The following is a 1,516-nucleotide window of genomic DNA, read 5'->3' on the forward strand; positions in this document are numbered from 1 at the left end:
GCCAACACCCCGGACATCCTGCACGCCTACCTCCAGCACGGCGGCCGGCCCGCGTTCGAGGTCCGGGCCGTGCTCGCGGCCACCCTCTCCCCGACCTGGGGCATCTACAGCGGCTACGAACTGTGCGAGAACACCCCGCTGAAGGAGGGCAGTGAGGAGTACCTGGACTCGGAGAAGTACCAGCTCAAGCCCCGGGACTGGGCGCGCGCCGACACCGACGGCATCGCGCCCCTGATCACCCGCCTCAACACCGTCCGGCGCGCGAACCCGGCCCTGCGGCAGCTGCGCAACCTGCACTTCCACCACACGGACAACGACTCCGTCATCGCGTACAGCAAACGCACCGGGCCGGACACGGTACTGGTGGTCGTCAACCTTGATCCGCACCACACCCAGGAGGCGACGGTCTCGTTGGACATGCCGCAACTCGGCCTGGACTGGAACGCCGTCCTGTCCGTGCAGGACGAACTGACGGGTGAGACCTACTCGTGGGGCAGGACCAACTACGTGCGCCTCACCCCCGGCCGGACGCCGGCGCACGTGTTCCAGGCAGGGCGGCCGACACCAGCGAACGGAGGACCCAGCGCGTCATGACTGTCAACGAACCCGTCCCGGACACCTTCGAGGACACCCCCGTCAAGGACCGGGACCCGGACTGGTTCAAACGCGCCGTCTTCTACGAGGTCCTGGTCCGCTCCTTCCAGGACAGCAACGGCGACGGCATCGGCGACCTCAAGGGCCTGACCGCGAAACTCGACTACCTGCAGTGGCTCGGCATCGACTGTCTCTGGCTGCCGCCCTTCTTCAAGTCCCCGCTCCGGGACGGCGGTTACGACGTCTCCGACTACACGGCCGTCCTCCCCGAGTTCGGCGACCTCGCCGACTTCGTGGAGTTCGTCGACGCCGCCCACCAGCGCGGCATGCGCGTCATCATCGACTTCGTCGTCAACCACACCAGCGACCAGCACCCGTGGTTCCAGGAGTCCCGGAACAACCCGGACGGCCCGTACGGCGACTTCTACATGTGGGCCGACGACGACAAGCAGTACCAGGACGCGCGGATCATCTTCGTGGACACCGAGGTCTCCAACTGGACCTACGACCCGGTCCGCAAGCAGTACTACTGGCACCGCTTCTTCTCGCACCAGCCCGACCTCAACTACGAGAACCCGGCCGTCCAGGAGGAGGTGCTGGCGGCACTCCGGTTCTGGCTCGACCTCGGCATCGACGGATTCCGGCTCGACGCGGTGCCGTACCTGTACGCGGAGGAGGGCACCAACTGCGAGAACCTCCCCGCGACCCACGAGTTCCTCAGGCGGGTCCGCCGCGAGATCGACGCCATGTTCCCGGACACCGTGCTGCTGGCCGAGGCCAACCAGTGGCCGGAGGACGTGGTCGACTACTTCGGCGACTACGACAAGGGCGGGGACGAGTGCCACATGGCGTTCCATTTCCCGGTGATGCCGCGGATCTTCATGGCGGTCCGCCGGGAATCCCGCTACCCCGTCTCGGAAAT

Annotated in this window: 2 protein-coding genes; both read left to right on the forward strand. The window is 66.9% G+C overall.

The features are described 5' to 3' along the window. Nucleotides 1-594, forward strand: a 594-nt coding sequence (locus AB0472_RS45960) for an alpha amylase C-terminal domain-containing protein (RefSeq protein ID WP_366365666.1), incomplete at its 5' end; no start/stop codon positions are given. Then, a partial coding sequence (locus AB0472_RS45965) for an alpha-amylase family glycosyl hydrolase (protein WP_366365667.1) occupies nucleotides 591-1,516 on the forward strand: 926 nt, incomplete at its 3' end. The genes AB0472_RS45960 and AB0472_RS45965, both read left to right, overlap by 4 nt.

This window comes from Streptomyces sp. NPDC086777 (assembly GCF_040702065.1).
Lineage (GTDB): Bacteria > Actinomycetota > Actinomycetes > Streptomycetales > Streptomycetaceae > Streptomyces.